This window comes from Actinomadura sp. NPDC048955, from assembly GCF_040649435.1.
GTDB classification, from domain to species: Bacteria; Actinomycetota; Actinomycetes; order Streptosporangiales; family Streptosporangiaceae; genus Spirillospora; species Spirillospora luteofluorescens.
Map to the genome: position 1 here is coordinate 69,623 of NZ_JBEZJI010000022.1, position 20,499 is coordinate 90,121.

Here is a 20,499-nt window from a genome sequence, read left to right on the forward strand (position 1 = left end):
CTTTGTCATGTCTGGGTGATGAAAAGAGTGCGGACTGTTACCGATTCTCTTGCGGGCACCTTGTGACAATCACATACTCGTGACAGTCACGAGACGAGGACAGACAGTCTTTCGGTGTGGCCTAGCGGTCACCAGGGACCGTGTCCAACGGATACGCGTGAGTCGGCTGTCGTCCACCCGCAGGCATACAGTCAGGAGCGAGAACATGTCTGTGCCACCGATCCCGCTCACGCAGTGCGACTCGTCCACTCCCGGCACACGGCCCCCTCAGTGCAACAGCGGCGACTCCATTGAACTCGTGGGGCTTGCCGCGCTGCCAACCGCGATCCCACTGGTGCGTTCCTTCGCACGGGCGAAGCTGTCGGCTTGGGGGCTGGAGGCGGACCATGGTTGGGAGTGCCGGCAGGTGCTCTCCGAACTCGTCACCAACGCGTTCGATGTCACGGGCGAGCCGCTTCACAGGGACCTGCTCGCCCTTGATGAACTGGCGGTGATCCTCATCCAACTCCGAATATCGGCCAAGAAGCTCATCGTGGAGGTCCGAGACTCCGCGAGCGGCCGTCCGCAGATCCCCGACACCGGGCTCAACGACGAGGGCGGGCGCGGCCTCCGGTTGGCGACGATGCTGGCTGGCGAATGGGGCTGGTACCCCGTCACGACGCCAACGCCGGGGAAAGTCGTTTGGGCCTCCTGGGCTCTGGACCGGAAAGTCGCCTCGTGAGACCGCGTCCGGTGCTTCGACGACTCGCACGGCGCCGTCCAGCCGTCCCGCCGCCCTTGGCGCTCATCGTCCCCGACGAGATGACCGGGCCCGACCTCGCGCATGGGATCGGCCTTGCATTCGCTCGATCGCGCGATGCACTGGCCGAGGAAGCGAAGCAGACGCGGAACCGAGCGTCCACGGAGAAAGATCGAGTGCGCCGCGCCTACCTGATCGGTCGAGCGGAGGCTCTGAGCGAGGCCGTTGCGCGCACCGATACCGCCATGGTGCGACTACTCGCCAGGTAGGGCATGGGCATTAGCTGCAGGCGGCTGCCCCGGCTCCAAGGAGAGTGCCGCCTGCCGCTGCTGTCACCACCCGGGCCCGGAGGCTCGATGGACCCCAGGTGAGTGCTTGCCGCCCGAGAGGCCCGTCGGTGGATTGACGGGACGAGTGAACAGCCATGGACGGGAGGCTGCAAGGTCCTCCGGCAGGCCCTCTGGCGGGGAGCCTCCGACCTGCGCTCTAATGCTTTTGAGAGATAAGGCGCCACACCGATGCTCAAAGTAGCTGACTCGCATGCGATGAGAGAAGCTGAGCGCAGACGGTCGAACTTTGCCGTTGTCGCGCTGGCGAGCCTGGCAGAGAGGAGCCCCGCATGATCCCGACTTCCGTTGAACCAGGAGAACACCTCGCATGGACGGACTGGACCCTCACAACGACAGAGCTGCTGAGCGGCTCACACTCCACCTAAACGATCAACTCTGTATGAGCCCGTGGCTGAGAGCTCAGAGACAACGTGGCACCGCCCCGACGGATGCCAACGCGTGGCGTCGGCGTAGGCGACCGACCAGGCGGCTCAGGACGGAGATCTCGGAGGGCGTGAGTGGCTGTCCGCCCATGGCGGAGGCGGCGATCCGGCACGAGTGGGGCGGCCCCCTTGGTGATGCGCGACGCCCTTCCGTCATTCCGTTGCACTCAAGCTCAAGGCGAAGGCTGCAAGGCTCTTCCGAGCGGAACGGCCATGCAGAGGAGCGGTCCGCAAGGGGCGCCGCCTGCGCGGGGCAAGAAATGGAAAACGCAAGCGTTATCGGCTGCGGACCGGGCGCGGTCCGCAGCGGGAGAGGGATCGAGCGCGATCCCGGGTCAGCACGCTGATGGTCGAAGACGGCAGAGACAAGGCTGCGTCGAGCGTGGTCAGGCGACGCAACCGCCGAGCTCATGGCGAGTCGAAGCGGAGGCGGGTGTTGTACATCCTGCTGTCGGAGGACGAACACGCGGCGGTGTCGAGAGCCGCCGAGCGTGAGCGGCTGGCGACCGCGGCCTGGGCGGCGCTGACGTTGTTGGCTGCGGCGAGCGGAACGCCGCGAGCAGAGCACAACGAGATGCGCGAGGTACTGCAGGCCGTCATGCAGGCGCGTGGTCAAGCGCAGCGGATCGGCGTCAATCTCAATCAGGCTGTCGCCGCGCTGAATTCAGGGGAGGTGTCGTCGACGATCCAGTGGTATGCCCGCGCCGCCGCGCAGACGGTCCGCAAGCTGGACGACCTGGCCGAGGAGTTGAGAAGGCGGCTGCCGTGATCGCGAAGGCATTGGTCCCGAACGTTGCGCCGTGATCGGGAAGGTCTTGCGGGGCGTCCGGGTCCAGGGGCTGCTGCGGTACCTCTACGGCCCGGGCACCAACGGCGAACATCACAACCCGCACATCGTGGCGGGTTTCGAGGACGCGGTCGGACTAGAGCCGGGGGTAGGGCCTGATGGTCGCCGTGACTTTCGTCATTTGGAGGGTCTGCTGACACAGCCGCTGGCGTTGCTCGGTGAACGGAACTACCGCAAGCCCGTCTGGCATTGCGCCGTGCGGGCCGCGCCTGAGGACCCGGTTCTTACCGATGGGCAGTGGGCGCAGATCACGGCCGAGATCATGAGCCGGACCGGCTTGGCGCCGACGGGGGACGTGGACTCCGTTCGCTGGATCGCCGTCCGCCACGCCGACGATCACGTCCACATCGTGGCCACGCTGGCGCGGCCGGACGGCGTCCGTCCAGAGGTGTGGAACGACGGGTACCGGGTCCGCGACGCCTGCCGTGCGGTGGAGGAGCGGTTCGGTCTGCGTTCCACGGCGCCGGCGGACCGGACTGCCGCCCGCCGTCCCAAACGCGGCGAGACCGAGAAGGCCGTCCGCCGTCGTCAGGCGGTGCCGTCCCGTACCGTCCTGCGTCGAAAGGTCCAGACGGCGGCCGCCGGCGCCTGCAGCGAGAGCGAGTTCTTCGAACGCCTCCAGGCCGATGGTGTCCTGGTGAAGCGGCGGTTCAGCCAGCGGACGGTCGGCGAACTGACTGGATACGCGGTGGCTGCGCCCGGCGATGTGAACGCGGACGGGCAGCCGGTCTGGTACGGGGGCGGCAAGCTCGCCTCCGACCTCACGCTGCCCAAACTTCGCCACCGCTGGGCAGGTGCGGACGGCTCGGTCCACGGTTCGTCCGCCGTCCGTCCACTGGACGGACGGCACCTCTCCGCGCGGACGAAGCGGGCCGTGCTGCGGACGACCGTCCGCCGCACCGCGGACGAAGCCCGGACGACCACCGAGTTCCTTGACCGCCTCCAGGATTACGGCCTCCTGGTCAAGGCGCGCTACAGCCAGTACTTGCCTGCCCAGATCACCGGCTACGCCGTCGCGTTCCCCACAGGTGACGGTGACGAAGAACCGACCTGGCACGCGGGAAGCCGCCTTGGGGATGACCTCTCACTGACGCGCCTCCAGCAACGCTGGACCTCGCCCGCCACCGGCCCCGCGCCACCGATTCACGACGACCTCACTGTCGAGGAACGGCAGGCCTTCTACGACGACGCCGCCCGTGCCGCTGCCCACGCCACTGCTCATCTCCGGCGCGACCTGGCTACCAATCCACACGCAGCCCAGGACGCCTGCTGGGCTGCCTCCGATGCCCTTCACGCGGCTGCCCAGGCAACCGGGAACCACCACCTCCGTCGCGCAGCCGACACTTACGACCGCGCCGCTCGCGCACCCTACGGGCGTCTTCCTCGCCCCACTCCTGCTGGCAACGCCTTGCGCACCACAGCCCGGCTCCTCGCGCTAACCGGGGCCATGGACCGGACGGCGGTGTCGGCGATGCTGCTGATCTCCAACCTCATCAACCTGCTCGACACCATCGCCGAACTCCGCCGACTCCAGCACCGCCAAGCCCAAGCCGACGCCGCCCGAAAAGCCACCGCCCAGGTCCGCGCAGCAAAACCGGCCGACCCCGACAACGCGCCACGTCAATCCGCACAGGCAGCCATGCCCTCACAAGCACGTCTCGCCATGGCCGCGTTTCCCAACCCGTGGGCTCCGCTGCCACCCACGGCCCCCAGTCGCCCCGCGCCGACCGGCCCCACGGCACCAACTCACCCAAGCCGCAAGCGCCGCTAACAAGTTCGCCATGGCGAAGCATCACCCCACCTCCACACACCAAGACACGGAGGCATCCGAATGCAGACCATGCACCACAAAGACCTCGACACTCTCCCCACGGTCGTCAGCATCATGACCGCCGCTCGCGCACTTGGACTCTCCCGTACGTACGCCTACGAGCTGGCGAAGCGTGGCGACTTCCCCTGCCGCATCATCCGAGTCGGCACCACCTACCGCGTGCCGACCGCGGAACTCCGCAAACTGCTCGGCGTCACGTAGTCCCTCAGGAGCTGGCTTGCTCGCCGATTCCGGATGAACCACGGGCGGTTGACATGTCGGAGAGAGACGTCCGGCACCGGGATGGCAACGAAGCTCGGCATGCCGGTGCCGGGCGTCTGACCTCGGTGTTCAACCTTCAAAGCTCTACTTGAAAAGATCTACCTGGCTGTAGTTGACTCACCGTGAGTGAGCGGCAGCAGAACGCCACACCTCGATTCTGCGCCCTGGGACCTCCCGCCGCCCTCTGCCCGTGAGGCGATCGAGGGCCTCGCTGTCCGGCACGAAGAGTTCTGTGAGGCCCTGACGTCGGCCTGACGCTCACTGAGATCGACGAGGGGCTCGACCCAAATCGAGTGGTGTTCGGCTGGGAAACGGCCTCACGAGTAGAGCAACTCCCGCAGAGCCGTCTCGCAACCCCCGACACCACGAAAGGAATCGTTCCCGGAGGAGGAAAAATGCGAGGCACGACCTACAAGCGCTGCGGTTGCCGCAATCCTGAGACCGGCGAGAAGTACCCCGCGGGCAAGTGCCCGAAGCTGGTCAACCGCGACCACGGAGCATGGTGGGCGCGCTACGACGCACCCGTAGGAAGCAGCGGCCGACGAAGACAGCCGACCGTCGGGCCGTTCAAGACCAAGAAGGCCGCGCAGCAAGCACTCACGGAGGAACTCGCCAAGTTCGAGATCCATGGACGAGAGCTTGATCGGAGCCTGAAGACGGGCGCATACCTGGAGACGATCTGGCTCCCGGCCAAGACAGAGAGCCTGTCCAGCTCGACGTTCGCGGACTATACGGAGATCGTCCAGCTCTACCTGGTGCCCGGCCTTGGACACCTCAAGCTGGTCGACCTCAGGGATAAGCACGTGATCGCCCTGTATGAGGCGATTCTGCAGATCAACCGTCCCCTCCCCGAGGGGGCGAAGCCGAGCGAGGTGCTCCGGCGTCTGCTTGAAGTCCGCGCCTATTCAACGCGACAGCTCAAGGTCGGAGAGGCTCCCCGCCGCAAACAGACCAAACCCATCTCCCCGACGCGGGTGAGGAAGATCCATGCGGTTCTACTCTCCGCTCTCAACTGGGCGGTGAAGTCCAAGCGCCTGAGGGAGAACCCGATCGCGCACGTCGAAACACCTCGAATCAGGGGGAGGCGGGCGAAGCCGCTCGTCTGGACGACCGAACGCGTCCAGCGGTGGCAGGAGACCGGAAAGGTCCCTGGACCGGTGATGGTCTGGACGCCCGCCCAGACGGGCGCCTTCCTCGACTTCATCGCGGACGAGCGGTTGTACGCCCTCTTCCACCTGGTCGCCTTCCGCGGGCTGCGTCGAGCCGAGGTCGCGGGACTGGCCTGGGCGGACACCGACCTCCAGGGCACGGGCACGTTGACCGTCCGTGAGACTCGCCCCGCCTCCGAGAGCCAGGCCGACGAGTACGACGACACCAAATCCGAGGCCGGCGAGCGCACCGTGGCGCTGGACGAGGCGACCATCTCGGTACTGCTGGACTGGCGGGCCGTTCAGGAACGTGAAAGGTCCGCCGCTGGCCCCGAGGTGTGGGTGGACTCCGGACGGGTCTTCACCCGTGAGGACGGGGCACGCCTGCGTCCGCAGTGGATCTCCACGCGGTTCGAGGACCTGATCAAGAAGTACGGACTCGTCCAGGGCAAGCACTCCGTCGAGGGCTGGTCCATCGACAGGATCGCTCGTCACCACCGGATCTCCGTTCGCACCGTCCAGGTGGCGACGGGAGGCGAGCCGCTGCCGCCGATCCGCTTCCACGACCTCAGGCACGGAGCCGCGACGCTCGCCCTGCTCGGCAACGTCAACATGAAAGTGATCAGCGAGACGCTCGGCCACGCCCGCCACTCGTTCACGGCTGACACCTACACCTCGGTACTTCCCGAGGTGTCCCGGGCAGCCGCCGAGGCGGTGGCCGCGGTCGTCCCTCGCCGACCCCAGCCGAGACCATCCGACGCCGCCAACGTGATCTCGTTCGCGGACCACCGCAACCGGCGCGGCCAACACGCAGGGTAATCAAAGTCGAGACGGCCAGCACCCGCATCGTCCGGCGACGGAAGCACTCCGCCGACATCCCGTGCACACCATGTGCACACCAGGCCAGGAGAAACGGACATCTGGAATGCGACAGGGACTTCGCTCAAGATCGCAATCTTGGACGAAGTCCCTGGTCAGAGTGGCGGAGGATCGGGGATTTGAACCCCGGATGGGCTTGCACCCAAACCGCATTAGCAGTGCGGCGCCATAGACCGGACTAGGCGAATCCTCCAGGAGCCGTCAGGCCCAGGACAGGTTACCGGTTCGGCGAGCCAACCGGCAAAGTCTGACCCGCAGCTCCGACAGCATAGTTGGAAACACGTCCGGGCGCCGCGCTCCCGGGGCCGCGGGAGCGGATCGCGCCGGTCGTCAGCCTCCGAGCCGGAACCCGGTGAATCCGCAGGCCTCGGCGAGGTCGTTGCCGTGCTGCCGCATGCCCGCGAGGTCGGGCTGGCGCGGGGTCGTGCTGCCGGACTGCACCTGCCGCAGCATCGACGCGGTCTCGTCGAGGTCGCCCGCGAACGCGGTCGCGGCGGACTCGACGTCCCCGCCGGCGCTCTGTCCCTCGGACCGCACCTTGGAGGCCGTGTCCGAGAACTTCTGAGCGGTGGCCGAGGCGCCGCTGGGCGACGACATCGACATGCCGCTGGTGGAGAAGCTCCGCAGCTCCGTCTCGATGTTCTTGCAGGCGGTCTTCTTCTTCCCGCCGGCGATGGCGTCGACCGCGCCACAGCCCGTGGAACCGAGCATCAGTCCACCGACGGCGAGGACGCCGACCAGCTTGGTGGCGGACATGCGCATGGGGATTCTCCTTCAGGGGGTTGGGCTTTCGGACGGGCTACACCCTCCCAGGTCACACCCGCCTTAATCCTCCCTTTGGCGTACCTACCCCACCAAGGGTTCCGTGACTCAAGTCACACTGCGGGCCAGTCACATCCGTCAACCGATTCGCGGTCAGGTCCCCGGAGCCGGTACAGTACTTCCGGCAGGCACCCGTAGCTCAACGGATAGAGCATCTGACTACGGATCAGAAGGTTAGGGGTTCGAATCCCTTCGGGTGCACCAGCTCAGAGGCCCCTTCCGTATCGGGAGGGGCCTCTTGCGTATGCCATGGGGGCCACGGCCTTGAGAGGGTTGACGGCATCAAGGGGCGGGAGGTCGGCGTCCGGTGCGTTGTGAGCGCTTTCGGTCTGCGATGGCGGCTGCCAGGAAGAGTGCCACGGTGAGTCCGGCGGCTGCTTGGCCTGGGTGCTTCACCTGGTCTCTGGCTTCACCGCATCGGAGCTCGCGCTGAAGGTCGAACTCGCCGGTCGGATCGCTGCCTATCGGATGGTCATGGCTCGGAGAGCGGGAGAACCACACCGACCCGCAGCTCTGTTTGGCGGTACCCACGTAGATATGCGTTGGCCATAGGCCGAGGACCGCCACGGCGAGCAGCGAGCAGCATCCCAAGACTACGAGGAGGCGAGGCACAGACATCCGCCCATGATGGATCAAGAGGCAGCTTCCGCGGCACCGGTTGCGGTTGCCCGGGGCCCGGCGGTCGGCCGATTGCGATCGACGATCTGCTGCGGTGACTACGGGCCCGGGCTGCGGTCGCAGGCGTCCTCGTGCTCGTTGCGGGGACACCCGCCCTGGTGAGGATGAGAACGAGCGGCTTTGCCGAACCCGGTGATGAGTTCTCGCGCCCGCACCCGTCACAACTATGACTGGACACGACGGAAGGGTGACGTGATGGGTGCGGAGACGCGGCTGGTAGGGGACGAGGTCGACGAGCCGGTGTTCTCGGGGATGGCGGAGCGGCATCGGCGGGAGCTGCACGTGCACTGCTACCGGATGCTCGGCTCGTTCGAGGACGCCGAGGACACCGTGCAGGAGACGTTCCTGCGGGCCTGGCGGCGGAGGGAGACCTTCGAGGGGCGGTCGACGTTCCGGGCCTGGCTGTACCGGATCGCCACCAACGCCTGCCTGGACCTGCTCGCCAAGCGCCGTCCGGAGCCCGCGACCGGTGGTGAAGTGCTGTGGTTGCAGCCCTACCCTGACCGGCTGCTGGACGAGTTGCCCGCGGGTGAGGCGGATGAGCCGGAAGCGGTCGCCGTCGCGCGGGAGACGATCGAGCTGGCGTACCTGGTCGCGGTCCAGCATCTCGCGCCGCGGACGCGGGCCGTGTTGATCCTGCGGGACGTGCTCGGCTGGCCGGCGAAGGACGTCGCGGCGCTCCTCGGGGACTCCGTGAACTCCGTGAACAGCGCGCTGCAGCGGGCCCGGGCCGGCATGCGGGAGCACCTGCCCGCCGAGCGGCAGGACTGGACCGGCGGCGAGGAGGACGCCGGGACGCGCGAGCTGGTGCGCCGTTTCACCGACGCCAGCGTGGCCACGGACATCGACGGGCTCGCCGCGCTGCTGCGGGACGACGTCCGCTGCTCGATGCCGCCGACGCCGGGCCTGCGAGTCGGACGCGACGCGGTGGTGAACGACTGGGTCTCGGACGGCTTCGAGCGTCTGGAGGGGCTGCGCGCCGTCCAGACCTCGGTGAACCGGCAGCCCGCCGTCGCGTTCTATCTCTGGCGGGAGCGGGAGGGCGCGTACCTGCCGCTGACGATCGACGTCCTGCGCGTCACCGGTGGGGCGATCACCGAGATCGTCGTCTTCCATGACGACCAGTTTCCGCGGCTCGGGCTGCCGGAGCGCCTGCCCGCGGACGGCACGGAGTAGTCCCGGTGCGGACGCTCGCGCTGCGCGGCGGCGGGCGAGTCGCGGTGGTCGCGGCGGAGTGGCGCGACGTGTTCCTCGTCGTCACGCGCGGGCGGGTGCAACTGGAACTGCGTGACGGCGAGCCTGGGCCGGTCCTTGGACGGGACGCCGGGTTCTGGCTCCGCGGTACAGGCGTCCGCGCCCTGCGCAATCCCGGCCGTCGCACGGCGAGGGTGCGCGTCGTCGCCCCGAGGTCAGCGCGGTCGCATGCCGGTCAACACATCCCGAACGTCCTGTGGAGGAACGCCATGAACAGCATGAACGACGCCGGGGCAGTCACTAGTCCGGCATCGGGCCGGACCAGCCGCACCGGCAGGCTCGCCCTCTCCGGCTTCGTCGCCACGCTCGCGGCGATGGCGGCCACCACCCTCGCCGCTGCGCTCGCCCAGGCCGTCGGGGTCGACTTCGAGCTCCCGGAGGGTGGCGAGTCGATCCCGTTGCCCGGGTTCGCCGTGGTGACCGGGTTCTTCTCAGTCGTGGGCTGCGTCATCGCCGTCGCTCTTCTTCGTTGGAGCGCACGCCCCGCTGAGCGGTTCGTGTGGACGACGGTGACGCTGACCGCGATCTCGTTGGTCCCGCCGTTCCTCTCCGGGGCGAACTCCGCCACCGTCGTCGCCCTCCTCGGGCTGCATCTCGTCCCTGCGGCGGTGATGATCCCCACCTTGGCGAGGAGCCTTCGCGCCCCGGCCGATCGTGGCCGGTAGCCGGGAGTCGGACGGGGTGCCGGGATCAGGTGGCGCAGAACGCTCTGACACGCATCCAGGAGTTGTCGTCGATGACGTTCTTGACGTGGACGGTCCAGGTCCTGCCGTCCGAGCTCGGAAAGGTGTCGGTGATCATGTTGCTGCCGCGCGGGGTGTTCTCGCCCCCGCCGCTCAGCACCTTCGTCCCCGCCGGGCAGGTGAGGGAGGCGTGCGCGCGGCCGCCCTTGCTGAGGCTGACCCCCTCGCCCACCTCGAGGGACCTGGTGATGCCGGTGCCGCAGACGTTGAAGAGCGTGGTGTGGAGATCCGAGTTGAGGGCGGTGTTGAAGACCGTGGTCACCCAGTCGTTGCTTGCCCCCGGGTAGGTGTCGAGCAGCCTCAGCCCCTGGGTGCCGTCGCTGCCGCCCGCCAGCGTCACCGTTCCCGCGGGACAGGTGTAGTTGAACTCCCTGCGGACCCGGCCGCGCGGGATGAGCTGGTCCTGCAGGTAGCTGAACCTGTATCCGGGGATTCCGCCGGCGCAGATCGCTTGCGTGCGGACGGTGGCGTTGAGCAGCGTCGAGGTGTTGACGAAGCTGGTCCTCCACCCGTTGTCGTAGATATCCGGATTGGACGAGACGAGTTCGATTCCGGTCGGCAGGAGCACGGTGTTCGACTCGCCGCCGCCGAGGACCACGGTCCCCGCCGGGCACTTCGCGAACGCCCCCTGGCCTTTACCCGGCCCCACGGTGACCGGATCGCCGGTGACGACCTGATACGTCGCGAGGGTTCGTAACCGCGTGGCGGTAGCGGCGTTGCCGGGTGATCCGCCGGCGGGGAGCAGCGAGACCGCCGCGGCGGTCAGTGCCCCGACCGCGCCGGCCCGGATTAGCCGGTGGGAAGACGCATAGCGAGCCGGCATCAGCGACCTACCTTCCATGAGGGTGACCGGCCGGGCCTGCCTCGCCTGGACGGTCTCGACCACGCTGCCTCCACCTTCTCGGTGGGAGCCCCCTCCTGTCGCTCTACCTGCGGGAACGTCCCAGATGACGTCTGGCGGTACTTGCCTTACCGGCACGCCGAGGTGCGCCGCGTGCCGTAACGGTCGGCGGCGCCGGGCCGGGCTCGGGACGGAGAACTCGGTCCCGGACAACTTCGTTGGAGCTTCGACGGCGGGGACACTGTCAGAAGCTGTGATCGAGTGCGCCTGAGCCGGGCGCGACACTGCGCTGGGAGCGATTCGTGAAGCTGCGGGACGAGATCGAGACGATCCTGCGAGGGTGGCACGCCTACGAGACGGACCGAGGGGCGGGAGAGGTCATCGACTTCGATTGCGCGCCGGGGAGCGCGTCCATCGAGCCGATGACCAGCCGTCTTGCGGTCTACGAGCGTCTCGCCGATCTGCGTGCCCGCGCCGTCGAGGCCGGTGCCGATCGTCTCACCACCCGTCTGACCGCCGATCTCGCCTACCTCGGCGCCCTCATGGGCGAGCACGCGCCGCTGGACGACTACGTCCGGGCCACTCAAGGGTGCGCGGCGGCCGGTTGGCGGGACGACTACGTCACTTACCGCGGTGACCAGGCCCGCCGGGCGTTCGACGCCCTCGGGGTCGGGTGGGGTTCCGAAACCCTGCGGGAGTTGAGGGCGGTCGAGGGGCCGATCGAGGCGGGCGAGGCACCCGATGCGATCCGGCAGGCCGCCGCGGACCACGAGACCGCCGTCCGTCAGGCGACCGGCAGCCAGGCCCCGTTCCACCTCACCATCGAGACCGCCGAGGTGGACGCCTACTGGGCGTACTGGCTGGACGGTTCCGGGGACGATGTCCGGCTACGTCTCAACCTTCGCCGCGCGAACTTCACCGAGGTCGCCGCGCGCCAGTTCGCCCTTCATGAGGTCCTCGGCCACGGCCTCCAGAGCGCGAGTTGGACGGCGCGAGCGGCCGCCCAGGAGGTCCCTTGGGTGCGTCTGATGTCGGTGCACGCGCCGCAGCAGGTCCTGCTCGAAGGGCTCGCGCAAGCGCTCCCCCTGTTCGTGGCCTTCGATGACGAACTACTGGTCGCTCGCACCAAGTTCGACCACTACAACCAACTCGTACGCGCCGAGCTGCACTTGGCCCTCAACCAGGGGGCCGGCATCACCGAACTGGCCGAGCACGCCCGATCCCGCATGCCCTGGACGACGGAGGCCGCAATCGCCGACCTCCTCACCGACAGGGGCGCCAATCCGCAACTCCGCTCATACCTGTGGGCCTACCCCGCCGGAATCGACTGGTTCGCCAATCTCGCCGACGCAGACAAGGCCACCAGGAAGGCCGTCCTGCAAGCCGCCTACCGAGACCCGCTGACACCCGCGGATTTGGCGGCGCTCTGGCCGGCAGGTCCCGCCATAGGCGGCCAGGACGCCTGACCGTGCGGGAGGTCAGGTTCGGGGCTGGGGACGTCACACTGGCCGGCTCGCTCGGGGTTCCGGCCAGGGGGGCGGCGGCGGGCGCGGTCCTGATCGGGGGTTCGGGGCCGTCGGACCGGGACAACGACGGCTACTTCCGCTCGATCCGCCGATATCTGCTGGAGGCCGGGATCGCGGTCCTCAGCTACGACAAGCGCGGTGTGGGGCGGTCGTCGGGCCAGTGGCGCGCGGCGACGATGGACGATCTCGCGTCGGACGCGCTGGCCGCCCTGGCCTTCCTGCGTGCGCAACCGGCGGTGCCGGACGGGAGGGTCGGCCTGTTCGGGCACAGCGAGGGCGGCTGGGTGGCCCTGCGTGCGGCTGCCCGCGATACGCCGTCCTGGGTCATCACCAACAGTTGTCCTGGTGTGACCCCGGCAGAACAGGAACGCTACGCGGTGGCCAACGCCGTCAGAGCGTCCGACTCGCTTCACGACGTCGTGGCCCTTTACGACCGGCTGGTGGAGGCGGGGCGGCGTGATGCCGACTTCGCCGAGGCGAACCGGCTCGTTGCCAGTGCTGGGTACCCGTCAGGCCTGGCCGCCTTCTGGGCTGACGTCGACGCCGACGTTTGGGAGTTCCTCAAGCGCAAGCAGGATCACGATCCTCTGCCCGATGCGCTTCGGTTGCTGTGCCCGCACCTGGCGGTATTCGGCGGTGCTGACGCGCTCGTTCCCGTCGCCGACAGCATCCGGCTTTTCAGTGCCGTCGCCTGTGACGGGGACCGCGACCACCGGGCGACGCTGACCGTGGAGGTGTTCCCCGGAGCCGACCACCGGGTGCAACGCGAGGGTGCGCTCGCCCCCGGCTACCTTCGAACCCTCGTGGAGTGGATCAACGCAGCGCGCTAGCGGTCTCCCCAGGTCAGGTGGGGCGCCGTACCGAGGTCGTGTCGCTCGTCAGGGGCGAGCCGTCCGCCGACGTGGGCAGGAGGACGGGGACGCGGGCGCCGTCGTCGTCGACCAGGACGGAGTGCGGCTCGCCCTCCTCGAAGGCGTGGCGCTCCCCCCACTGCCGCAGCGTGACGATCACGGGGAAGAGGTCCTTGCCCGCCTCGGTGAGCGCGTAGAGGCGGCGCCTGCCCGAGGGGGCGTCGACCTGGGTGAGCAGGCCGTGGGCGGTGAGCTTGCGGAGCCGTTCGCTGAGGATGTTGCGGGCGATTCCGGTGCGCTGCTGGAAGTCGGTGAACGAGCGGGCGCCGTCCATCGCGTCGCGGATGATGAGCAGGCTCCATCGGTCGCCGACCAGGTCGGCGGTGCGGGCGACCGGGCAGCCCGGGTCCGTCCACGCGGGGCTCCGCCCGTCGCTCTCGTCGCCTGCCATCACCCCTCCAGTGAGTTGCGTATTGAAACCATTCTGACCTACGCTCCGTTCAGTTTCAAAATGAAACCAAACGGAGGTGGGGCTGTGCACGGGAGGACGAGGCTGCTGCTGGCGGCGGTGTGCGGGGTCGCGGTGGCGAGCGTCTACGCCGGGCAGCCGGTGCTGGGCGTGATGGGACGCGACCTGGACGTACCGGTCGACTCGCTCGGCTGGTTCGTGGCCGCCGGCCAGCTCGGCTATCTGGCGGGACTGGTACTGCTGGTGCCGCTGGGCGACATGCTGGACCGCGGACGCCTGATCGCCGCGCACCTCGGCCTCGTGGCCGCCGGAGCGCTGATCACCGCGGTCGCCCCGGCCGCCTGGGCGGCGTTCGCGGGACTGGCGGTGGCGGGGCTGTTCGCGGTGGTGGTGCAGACGGCCGTCGCGTACACGGCGTCGGCCTCCCCGCCCGCCGAGCGCGGGCGCAACCTCGGCATCGTGACCTCGGGGGTGGTGATCGGCATCCTCGGCTCGCGGGTCGCCGCGGGAATCCTCGCGGACCTGTGGGGATGGCGGAGCATCTACCTCGCGTTGACGGCCCTCGCCGGAGTGCTGGCGCTGCTCGTCCTCGCCGTGCTGCCCGCCGATGCCCGCCCGCGGACGGTCCGGTACGGGCAGGTCCTTCGGTCCCTCGGCGGGCTGTTCGTCCAGCCGGTGTTCCTCGGCCGCGGGCTGATCGCGTTCTTCCTGTTCGCGTCGTTCGGCACCCTGTGGAGCGGCATGGCCCTGCCGCTGGCGGGGGCGCCGTGGCACCTCAGCGAAGCGCAGATCGGGCTTTTCGGCGTCGCCGGGCTTGCCGGAGCGCTGGGCGCCGCCCGGTCCGGGCGCTGGGGCGATGCCGGGCACGCGCGCCGGGTCACCGGCATCGCACTCGCGCTCCTTTTCGCCTCCTGGGCCGCGATCGGGCAGCTCTCGTGGTCGCTGCCGCTGCTGGTCCTCGGCGTGGTCCTGCTCGACTTCGCCGTCCAGGCCGTGCATGTGAGCAACCAGCACACGCTCACGACCGCCTACCCCGACCGCACCAGCACCGTCATCGGCGCCTACATGGTCTTCTACTCGCTCGGTTCGGCCCTGGGAGCGGCCGCGACCACGGCCCTGTACGACGCCGCCGGCTGGACGGGCCCCACCGTCCTCGGGGCGACGCTCACGCTCTGCGCCCTCGTCACCTGGGCCGTCACCCCTCGCACGACGGGACGGGACGTCACTCGTCCACAGCTCGAACGGGCGGAGAAGGTGTGACGGTCGTCAGCGCGGCGGTGGTCGCCGGCGCGGCCGTGTCAGCGGCGGGCGTGGTTGATCTTCAGGCGGCCGAAGCCCATGGTGCCGGTGATGCGGATCTTGGGACCGCCGGGACGGGCGGGACGGCGCGGGGTGTAGCGCGCGTCCTTGAGCCCGGTGTGCAGGCCGTCGAGCTCGACGATCGCGTCCCGCGGGACGGTGATCTTGGCCCGGCCGGTGCCGACCTGCAGTTCGATGTCGACCACGGGGTGCTCGATGATCGCCTTGGACAGGTCCAGGCGCACCTTGCCGAAGGCGGACTCGACCTTGAGGGAGCGCGGCACGCGCCAGGCGCCGCGGCGCTTGATCCGTCCGGTGGCCGCGCCGATCGTGGACGTGGTGCCCGCGTCCTCGTCCGGGAGCGAGGCCAGGGGCGCCGCGAGGTCGCCGTGGGTTCTGGCGGTGAGCACCTGGTCGAGGCGCTCCTCCATCTCCTCATGCGTGAGGTGCCCGGTCGCGTACGCGTCCCGCAGGCGCTGCGCCGCGGTGTCACGGTCGTCGTCGCCGACGAGGCGCGCCAGGTCTTCCGAACGGGGGGCCACGACGCCACTCTAGCGCCGTTCCGCGGTCCGGCCCGAGAAGGAGGACCCCGCCGCCCGGGTCAGTGGGTTTCGGTTCCGGAGACCAGGCGGTGCCTGAGCGGCTTGCCGACGCCGAGCAGGGTGCGGCCCGTCATGCCGTTGATGATCCCGGCGGCGGAGGCGTACCAGGCGCAGACGGCGGTGAGGACGCCGAGATAGCCGCCGATCTTGACCGTGGTCTCGCTGGTGGCGAAGTTCCCGATGAACAGGATGATCTCCGTGGCCTCCAGGGCGACGAACACCGCCAGGACCGCCTGGTTGACCTGGGTCGCCCAGAGCATCATGTAGGTGTTGAAGATCGCGAAGGCGAGGAGGATCCAGCCGAGGTCGTTGGCCTCCTGGGCGGGGGTCGCCTCACCGGCGATCAGGACGACGTACAGGCCGAGGCCGAGCCAGAAGCCGCCGTAGGACGAGAAGGCCGTCGCGCCGAACACGTTGCGATTGCGGAACTCCCACATGCCGGCCAGGATCTGGACGACGCCGCCGTAGGCGAGGGCGTAGCCCAGCCAGGCGTCGGTGCCGTCGGTCCACGCGGCGTTCTTGACGGACAGCAGGAACGTGGTCAGGGCGAAGGCCGCAAGGCCCAGGGGCGCCGGGTCGGCGATCGCGGACGGAGCGTGCGGGGCGGGCTCTTGCTCGACGTGGGTCATGGTGCCTCCTCGCTGGAGTCCCATCGCCTTGTCTCGCACGGTCTCGGCCGGACAGGGATGGACGAAGGAATGCGGACAACGGACGTCCGGACGTCCCGGATGGGACCGTTATCTCCTCGGCCCTGTTGTGGATCATAACTCCGCGTGCGCGTCAGGTCAGGTGCCCTTTCACGGTGCATTTCCGGCGTATCTCCAGTAATCGCAGCGACCGCGATGACCAGGGCGTCAGGCAGTCCCGCGACGTGGAGAGACGTTTGCATCGCGCAGGAGATGTGCGGGACGAATAAAAGGATCCTGCTGAATTGCGGATCGGTAGAACGGGAAAGCCTTGGGGAAGGCGTTGCCGACTACTTGACGACGGCGGGGCTGAAGGTGGGCGGGTCGCCGAGGTGCCCGCGGTGCGAGCGGGGACTGCTGCCGTCGACGTCCACCACGCCCAGTTCGGCGCCGAGCTCGGCCCCGATGTGGACCTGCCCGCTCCACCGCATGAACTCCGGGTGCCGGGCGAGCGCGTCGATCACCCGTCCGCTGAACTCGGCGGACTCGGCCCCCGCGGCGAACGACCTGTACCGGTCGGGGACGCCCTCGAAAAGCGCCTTGTTCCGTTCGGTCTTCAGCAGACCCATCCACAGCGAGATGACGGCGATGTTGTAGGGCTCGAAATCGACCGCCATGTCGTGCGCCATCTTGTCGACGGCGGCCTTTCCCGCGCCGTAGGCGGGACCGTGCATGTAGCAGCGCCCGCCGAAGGACGAGGTGTTGACGACGAGGCCCGCATTGTTACTGACCAGCAGCCGAGCGGCGTGGTAACTGGCGACGTAGGTGGAGCGCATCCCCACGTCGAACATGCTCTGGAGCGCCAGCGGCTTCTCCCAGAACGGCCCTTCGCGGGTGAGGCCGTCCGGGATCGTGAAGGCGTTGTTGACGAGGACGTCCAGCCTGCCGTGCTCGCGCTCCACCCGCGAGAACAGGTCCGCGACCTGCGCGTCGTCGGAGTGGTCGCAGATCACGGGCACGCCGTGGCCGCCGCGTGCGCCGATCTCCTCGGCCGTGGCGAAGACCGTGCCGGGGAGGTCGGCGTCGCCCTCGGCGCGGGTCCGGCCCGTCACGTAGACGGTCGCGCCGGTCGCGCCGAGGGCCAGCGCGATGCCCTTCCCGGCGCCGCGGCTGGCGCCGGTGACCACGACGACCCGGTCTTCGGTCAGGCTCACCTGTCGCTCCCCGTGAGGAATCCGAGCATCGCCGCCGTGGTCTCGGCGGGCCTCTCCATCTGCGTCATGTGGCCGGCCTGCTTGATCATTCGGACGCCGCGGACATCGGCGTGATGATCGCCGAGCTTGTTCACGGGGTCGTCGCCGTGCCAGCCCTCGAGATCGGCGTCCTGCTCGCTGCCGATGAAGTAGTACGGGACGGGGTTCTTCCGGTCGCCGTAGGACTTGCGGTACTCCCAGGAGAGGTCCATCGCCCGGTACCAGTTGAGCCCGCCGGTGAAGCCGCTGCGGCTGTAGGCGTCGACGTAGAACTCCAGTTCCGGTTCCGTCAGCCACGTCCACGGGAGCGGCGGCGTCTCGGGGAGGGCGTCGATATACGACGTTCCCGGAGGTTGCCGCCAGACGTCGAGGTAGTGGTAGTCGCTGGACAGCGCGTAGAAGACCTTGCGCAGGAACTCACGGGGCGCGGCGGCGAGGTCGCGGTCGGCGACGCCCGGCTCGGCGAAGTAGTGGATGTGGTTGAAGTGCCGCCTGGCCTGGCGGGCGGCGAGCGTCAGGGGCGACTCGTCGCTCGGCGTGAAGAACGGGTTCTCCAGGCCGATGATCGCGGCGACGCGGTCGGGGTGGTGGTAGGCGAGGTCGTAGGCGGCGAACAGGCCGAAGTCCAGGCCGCTGAAGACGGCCCTCTCCTCGCCGAGGTGGTCGAGGAGGCCGGTCAGATCGCCCACGATCCGGTCGACGTCGTACTCGCGGTGGTCCCGGGGACCGCCGGTGTGTCCCATACCGCGCATGTCGGGCGCGGCGACGCGGAATCCGGCGTCGGCGATCGGCCCGATCTGGTGGCGCCAGCTGAACCAGATGTGCGGGAAGCCGTGCAGGAGGACGACGAGCGGCCCCTCGCCCTGCTCCACATAGTGGACGTCCAGGCCGTTGATTCGCGCGTACCGATGACTCCAGCCCGCCATGCCGCGGTTCCTTCGGTTCGGGAAGCCGACCTTCGGACTGTGCAGGACGGCGCCCTCGGGCGGTACCGGGATGTCCCGCTCAGTGGGAACCCAGCGTGATGCGGACGATCGTCCCCCTGGAGGGTTCGGAGAGCAGTTCGGCGCGTCCGCCATGGGCGGCGACGATGGCGGCGACGATGGGAAGGCCCAGGCCGGTGCCGCCCTGCGTACCCCTGTGGAAGCGCTCGAACGCGCGGGCGGCGTCTTCCGGGGACATGCCGGGCCCCTCGTCCGCCACCTCGATCAGGCCGGGCGCAAGGCGGACGGTCGCGGGCGTCCCGGGCGGGGTGTGGGCCCGCACGTTGGCCAGGAGGTTGGCGAAGACCTGGCGGATGCGGGCCTCGTCGACGGTCGCCGTCAAAGTGTCGGGGGCGTCCAGCACGATGGGACGGTCGGGGGCGGCCGCGGTCGCGTCGGCCACGGCGTCCCGGGCGAGGGCGACGAGGTCGGTGCGGACGGGGTGCAGGGACGCCTCACGGTCGAGACGCGCGAGTTCGAGGAGGTCGGTGACGAGACTGTTCATCCGGCGGGCCTCCTCTTCGATGCGGCGCATCGCGTCGGGCAGCTCGTCCGGCCCGAGCGCGCCGTGCCGGTACAACTCCGCGTAGCCCTGGATGGCCGTGAGCGGCGTGCGCAGCTCGTGGGACGCGTCCGCCGCGAACTCGCGGACGCGCGCCTCGGAGCGGCTGCGCGCCCAGAACGCCTGCTCGATCCGCTCCAGCATCACGTTGACGGCGGACGCGAGGCGGGCCACCTCGGTGCGCTGCCCGGGGCCGGGCATGCGGGCGCGCAGGTCGCCGCCCGCCGTGATGGCGTGCGCGGTGGCGGCCATCCGGCTCAGCGGCAGCAGGCCGCGGCGGATGAGCGACCGGCCGAGCACGAGCAGGACGGCGAGCAGCAGGGCGGCCGTCGCGATCTCGGACAGCACGAGGTTGCGCACCGCCGCGTGGATCTCGGTGAGGGGAGACGCCACGACGACGACGCCGCCCCGCCAGGGACGCGCCACCGCGCGCAGTCCGGGGAGGGAGAACGGTTCGAGGCCGCGGGCGCGGGCGGCCAGCTCGTCCCTGCCCAGCCGCTGCACCTCGCGGACGGCCCGCTCGGGCGCGGGCGCGTCGCCGCTGAGGACGCGGACCCGCCCCGCCGGGCCGACGGCCAGCACCACGAACTGCGCGGGTGCGACGCCCTGCTCGGGCAGGCCGGGACGCAGCAGGCGCGTCACGGCGCGGTCGCGGGTGGCCTGGAGCTGGCCGTCCACGCGGTGCATCAGGTACCCGTTCAGGACGAGCGCGCTGACCAGGCCCATGATCGCCAGCCCGGCGGTGGTGATCGCGAGCAGGCCGGTGAGCAGCCGGGCGTTGAGCGTCATGGCCGCAGCGCGTAACCCACCCCGCGCTGGGTGTGGATGAGCGGGGTGCCGAGCGGGTCCAGCTTGCGGCGCAGATAGCTGATGTAGGTCTCCACGACCTGCGGGTTGCCGTGGTCCCAGCCCCACACCCCGTCGAGGAGCTGGGCGCGGGAGAGCACCATGCCCGCGTTGCGCATCAGGTAGGCGAGCAGCCGGAACTCGGTCGGGGACAGTTCGACGGGCACGCCGCCGCGCCGCACCGTCCAGTGCGCCTCGTCGAGTTCCAGGTCGGCGACGCGCAGCACGGGCCCCGCGGAGGGCTCCGGCGGGGCCGTCCGGCGCAGGACGGCCCGCACCCGGGCGATCAGCGCCTCGATCGAGAACGGCTTGGTGACATAGTCGTCACCGCCGAGCGTGAGGCCCGTGACGGTGTCGGACGGCGTGTCCCGCGCGGTCAGGAAGATCACCGGGACCTGGTCGCCGTCCGCCCGCAGCCGCCGGCACACCTCGAAGCCGTCCAGGTCGGGCAGCATGACGTCCAGCAGGACGAGGTCGGGCCGGGCCTCGCGGACGGCCCCGAGCGCCTCCTCGCCCGTGCCGGCGGTGGCGGTCGCGAAACCGTGGAAGCGCAGCGCGACCTCGATGAGGTCACGGATGTTGGCCTCGTCGTCCACGACGAGGACCCGCCGGGTCTCGCTCATCGGCTCCGCAACTCGCTCCCTCGCAGGCTCCGCGCCCGCACATC

Annotated in this window: 19 protein-coding genes and 2 tRNA genes; 11 read left to right on the forward strand and 10 right to left on the reverse strand. The window is 69.5% G+C overall.

The features are described from left to right. Positions 1-205 precede the first annotated feature (205 nt). The 5 genes from AB0C84_RS21760 (at position 206) to AB0C84_RS21780 (ending at position 6,417) form a co-directional block, all read left to right on the forward strand. Complete coding sequence (locus AB0C84_RS21760) at positions 206-721, forward strand: ATP-binding protein (protein ID WP_361069095.1); 516 nt, start codon at positions 206-208, stop codon at positions 719-721. A gap of 1,226 nt (positions 722-1,947) precedes the next feature. Further along, a complete protein-coding gene (locus AB0C84_RS21765; RefSeq protein ID WP_361069099.1) occupies positions 1,948-2,280 on the forward strand; it encodes a hypothetical protein in 333 nt (110 codons plus the stop codon). 31 nt (positions 2,281-2,311) lie between these two features. Continuing rightward, positions 2,312-4,129 (forward strand): hypothetical protein, encoded by a 1,818-nt coding sequence (locus AB0C84_RS21770; RefSeq protein WP_361069102.1) that lies wholly within the window; start codon positions 2,312-2,314, stop codon positions 4,127-4,129. Between the two features lie 69 nt (positions 4,130-4,198). Further along, positions 4,199-4,390: a helix-turn-helix domain-containing protein gene (locus tag AB0C84_RS21775; protein WP_067641242.1), complete on the forward strand. Its 192-nt coding sequence runs from the start codon at positions 4,199-4,201 to the stop codon at positions 4,388-4,390. A gap of 353 nt (positions 4,391-4,743) precedes the next feature. Continuing rightward, positions 4,744-6,417: a tyrosine-type recombinase/integrase gene (locus AB0C84_RS21780; protein ID WP_361069106.1), complete on the forward strand. Its 1,674-nt coding sequence runs from the start codon at positions 4,744-4,746 to the stop codon at positions 6,415-6,417. A 161-nt stretch (positions 6,418-6,578) separates the two neighbouring features. Here AB0C84_RS21780 and AB0C84_RS21785 read toward each other — a convergent pair. Together AB0C84_RS21785 and AB0C84_RS21790 are read right to left on the reverse strand one after the other, a co-directional pair. Next, positions 6,579-6,670 (reverse strand) — tRNA-Ser (locus AB0C84_RS21785). A gap of 137 nt (positions 6,671-6,807) precedes the next feature. After that, a complete protein-coding gene (locus AB0C84_RS21790) occupies positions 6,808-7,239 on the reverse strand; it encodes a hypothetical protein (RefSeq protein ID WP_258940115.1) in 432 nt (143 codons plus the stop codon). A gap of 188 nt (positions 7,240-7,427) precedes the next feature. On the opposite strand from AB0C84_RS21790, the gene AB0C84_RS21795 reads away from it, so the two are divergent. The 3 genes from AB0C84_RS21795 to AB0C84_RS21805 all read left to right on the forward strand — a co-directional run bounded on the left by AB0C84_RS21795 (position 7,428) and on the right by AB0C84_RS21805 (position 9,896). Next, a tRNA-Arg gene (locus AB0C84_RS21795) sits at positions 7,428-7,503 on the forward strand. 669 nt (positions 7,504-8,172) lie between these two features. Then, positions 8,173-9,153, forward strand: coding sequence for an RNA polymerase subunit sigma-70 (locus tag AB0C84_RS21800; protein WP_361069111.1), 981 nt, complete (start codon positions 8,173-8,175; stop codon positions 9,151-9,153). Positions 9,154-9,158: 5 nt separating this feature from the next. Continuing rightward, positions 9,159-9,896: a DUF6069 family protein gene (locus tag AB0C84_RS21805; protein WP_361069114.1), complete on the forward strand. Its 738-nt coding sequence runs from the start codon at positions 9,159-9,161 to the stop codon at positions 9,894-9,896. A gap of 25 nt (positions 9,897-9,921) precedes the next feature. Here the strand turns inward: AB0C84_RS21805 and AB0C84_RS21810 are convergent, their stop codons facing one another. Next, positions 9,922-10,860 (reverse strand): hypothetical protein, encoded by a 939-nt coding sequence (locus AB0C84_RS21810; RefSeq protein WP_361069117.1) that lies wholly within the window; start codon positions 10,858-10,860, stop codon positions 9,922-9,924. A gap of 257 nt (positions 10,861-11,117) precedes the next feature. Here AB0C84_RS21810 and AB0C84_RS21815 point away from each other — a divergent pair, with 257 nt between their 5' ends. After that, positions 11,118-12,281, forward strand: coding sequence for a hypothetical protein (locus tag AB0C84_RS21815; RefSeq protein WP_361069120.1), 1,164 nt, complete (start codon positions 11,118-11,120; stop codon positions 12,279-12,281). A gap of 2 nt (positions 12,282-12,283) precedes the next feature. After that, entirely contained in the window at positions 12,284-13,171 is an 888-nt protein-coding gene (locus tag AB0C84_RS21820; RefSeq protein WP_361069123.1) for an alpha/beta hydrolase, read from the forward strand. Positions 13,172-13,184: 13 nt separating this feature from the next. Here AB0C84_RS21820 and AB0C84_RS21825 read toward each other — a convergent pair whose 3' ends face one another. After that, entirely contained in the window at positions 13,185-13,643 is a 459-nt protein-coding gene (locus AB0C84_RS21825; protein ID WP_361069126.1) for a helix-turn-helix domain-containing protein, read from the reverse strand. A gap of 84 nt (positions 13,644-13,727) precedes the next feature. Here AB0C84_RS21825 and AB0C84_RS21830 point away from each other — a divergent pair, with 84 nt between their 5' ends. Next, on the forward strand, positions 13,728-14,921 hold the full coding sequence (locus AB0C84_RS21830; RefSeq protein WP_361069129.1) for an MFS transporter: 1,194 nt from the start codon (positions 13,728-13,730) through the stop codon (positions 14,919-14,921). A 38-nt stretch (positions 14,922-14,959) separates the two neighbouring features. Here the strand turns inward: AB0C84_RS21830 and AB0C84_RS21835 are convergent, their stop codons facing one another. From AB0C84_RS21835 to AB0C84_RS21860, 6 genes are all read right to left on the reverse strand, one after another. Continuing rightward, entirely contained in the window at positions 14,960-15,502 is a 543-nt protein-coding gene (locus tag AB0C84_RS21835; RefSeq protein ID WP_361069132.1) for a DUF1707 domain-containing protein, read from the reverse strand. A gap of 59 nt (positions 15,503-15,561) precedes the next feature. Beyond that, entirely contained in the window at positions 15,562-16,191 is a 630-nt protein-coding gene (locus AB0C84_RS21840; RefSeq protein WP_361069135.1) for an acetate uptake transporter, read from the reverse strand. Between the two features lie 347 nt (positions 16,192-16,538). Continuing rightward, positions 16,539-17,402 (reverse strand): SDR family NAD(P)-dependent oxidoreductase, encoded by an 864-nt coding sequence (locus AB0C84_RS21845; RefSeq protein ID WP_361069139.1) that lies wholly within the window; start codon positions 17,400-17,402, stop codon positions 16,539-16,541. Further along, positions 17,399-18,367 carry an alpha/beta hydrolase gene (locus AB0C84_RS21850; RefSeq protein WP_361069142.1) on the reverse strand — a complete coding sequence of 323 codons (969 nt, stop codon included), beginning with the start codon at positions 18,365-18,367 and terminating at the stop codon, positions 17,399-17,401. The genes AB0C84_RS21845 and AB0C84_RS21850 overlap by 4 nt, the downstream gene beginning before the upstream one ends. A gap of 79 nt (positions 18,368-18,446) precedes the next feature. Then, a complete protein-coding gene (locus AB0C84_RS21855) occupies positions 18,447-19,775 on the reverse strand; it encodes a HAMP domain-containing sensor histidine kinase (protein ID WP_361069145.1) in 1,329 nt (442 codons plus the stop codon). Next, positions 19,772-20,455, reverse strand: coding sequence for a response regulator transcription factor (locus AB0C84_RS21860; protein ID WP_179844986.1), 684 nt, complete (start codon positions 20,453-20,455; stop codon positions 19,772-19,774). The genes AB0C84_RS21855 and AB0C84_RS21860 overlap by 4 nt, the downstream gene beginning before the upstream one ends. Between the last annotated feature and the right edge of the window lie 44 nt (positions 20,456-20,499).

Excerpts from the sequence above, each read along its gene's own strand:
- AB0C84_RS21760 (WP_361069095.1), top strand. The coding sequence starts at position 206 with ATGTCTGTGCCACCGATCCCGCTCACGCAGTGCGACTCGTCCACTCCC.
- AB0C84_RS21775 (WP_067641242.1), top strand. The coding sequence starts at position 4,199 with ATGCACCACAAAGACCTCGACACTCTCCCCACGGTCGTCAGCATCATG.
- AB0C84_RS21790 (WP_258940115.1), bottom strand. The coding sequence starts at position 7,239 with ATGCGCATGTCCGCCACCAAGCTGGTCGGCGTCCTCGCCGTCGGTGGA.
- AB0C84_RS21800 (WP_361069111.1), top strand. The coding sequence starts at position 8,173 with ATGGGTGCGGAGACGCGGCTGGTAGGGGACGAGGTCGACGAGCCGGTG.
- AB0C84_RS21825 (WP_361069126.1), bottom strand. The coding sequence starts at position 13,643 with ATGGCAGGCGACGAGAGCGACGGGCGGAGCCCCGCGTGGACGGACCCG.
- AB0C84_RS21840 (WP_361069135.1), bottom strand. The coding sequence starts at position 16,191 with ATGACCCACGTCGAGCAAGAGCCCGCCCCGCACGCTCCGTCCGCGATC.
- AB0C84_RS21850 (WP_361069142.1), bottom strand. The coding sequence starts at position 18,367 with ATGGCGGGCTGGAGTCATCGGTACGCGCGAATCAACGGCCTGGACGTC.
- AB0C84_RS21855 (WP_361069145.1), bottom strand. The coding sequence starts at position 19,775 with ATGACGCTCAACGCCCGGCTGCTCACCGGCCTGCTCGCGATCACCACC.
- AB0C84_RS21860 (WP_179844986.1), bottom strand. The coding sequence starts at position 20,455 with ATGAGCGAGACCCGGCGGGTCCTCGTCGTGGACGACGAGGCCAACATC.